Consider the following 1,591-nt stretch of genomic DNA (forward strand, 5'->3'; position numbering starts at 1 on the left):
AGGGCTTCTCATTGGTCATATCGTAAGCAATCGAGTAGTTATTGTAGTTAGTTTTACGGAAAGGTATAGCGAAACGTACTTTTAGTTTGACATGTTGCCTGTTTATTTTATTTACAATGTACTTTTTTATTTTTACAATTGCAAAATTAATTAATAGCGGTATACTAAAAGTGTTAACAGAACAGGCGATGACGTTCGCCATTAAACGAGCAAAATCTAATGACGTCTACTATTTACCTACACAATTAATGTGTGTTGATAGTAGGCGTCTTTTATTTTACTCTTTTTTGTTTTAGGAGGTAAAAGTTATGACAGTTTATATTGAAAAAATTAGAGCTATGGAAATTTTTGATTCTCGCGGTAATCCAACTGTGGAAGTCCACGCATATTTATCTGATGGAACAGTTGCCAAAGCTGAGGTTCCATCGGGTGCTTCAACTGGTGAAAAAGAAGCAGTCGAATTACGTGATGGTGGTTCTCGCTTAAGCGGTAAAGGGGTTACTAATGCTGTCGCAAATGTAAACGGTACAATCAATAATGCCTTAAACGGTATGGATCCTTATAATCAAGCAAAAATTGATAGAACTATGATTGAATTAGATGGTACACCAAATAAAGCTAAATTAGGTGCTAATGCTATTTTGGGTGTATCAATGGCCATTGCTCGTGCAGCTGCTCATTCAAAGCATGAACCACTTTATCGTTACCTTGGTGGTTGCGACTTAGAATTGCCACAAACATTCCATAACGTCATTAATGGTGGTAAACATGCCGACAATGGTATTGATATTCAGGAATTTATGATTACTCCTGTTAAGAAAACCAGTTTTAGAGATGGATTTGAAAAGATCGTTAACACTTACCATACTTTGAAAAAAGTCATTGAAGACGCTGGCTTTGAAACAGGTTTAGGTGATGAAGGTGGGTTTGCTCCTAACTTAAAGAGTTCAGAGGAAGCTCTAACAATGCTTCATGAAGCTATTGAAAAAGCTGGATACAAGCCAGGTGAAGATATTGCCATTGCCTTTGATGCAGCTGCTTCATCCTTCTATAACAAAGATGATGGTAAATACCACTTTGAAGGCCACGTATGGGATGGCAATCAAATGCTTGATTACTATGGTAAGCTTTTGAAGGAATTTCCAGAAATTATTTCTGCCGAAGACCCATTTGATGAAAATGACTGGGATAACTTTGAAAAGTTTACTGCTAGATTTGGTAAAGATATTCAAGTGGTTGCTGATGATAACGTATGTACTAATCCAAAGCTTGTTCGTAAGGCTATTAAAGATAAACTATGTAACGCTGTTTTAATCAAAGTAAACCAAATCGGTACAATTACTGAAACTCTTGAGACTATTCGCTTAGCTAGAAAGAATAACTTTACTACAATGGTTTCTCACCGTTCTGGTGAAACTGGTGATACTTTTATTGCTGACTTTACTGTCGCTACGAATTCAGCTGAACTTAAATCAGGTGCCCCAGCTCGTTCTGAGCGTGTTGAAAAATACGGTTCAGTATAAATTCTTGTGTAAATAGAAAATAGGCAACAAAAAAAGAAGGGTTGTCCCTTACAATGTTAATAACGACA

Annotated in this window: 1 pseudogene and 1 riboswitch; the pseudogene reads left to right on the plus strand. The window is 36.4% G+C overall.

The features are described 5' to 3' along the window. Positions 1 to 175 precede the first annotated feature (175 nt). Positions 176 to 236, plus strand: a riboswitch (Fluoride riboswitch). Between the two features lie 72 nt (positions 237 to 308). Continuing rightward, a pseudogene (eno, locus tag FD23_RS08615) lies at positions 309 to 1,511 on the plus strand (phosphopyruvate hydratase); the annotation flags it as partial. Between the last annotated feature and the right edge of the window lie 80 nt (positions 1,512 to 1,591).

It is taken from the genome of Lactobacillus delbrueckii subsp. delbrueckii DSM 20074 = JCM 1012, from assembly GCF_001433875.1.
Lineage (GTDB): Bacteria > Bacillota > Bacilli > Lactobacillales > Lactobacillaceae > Lactobacillus > Lactobacillus delbrueckii.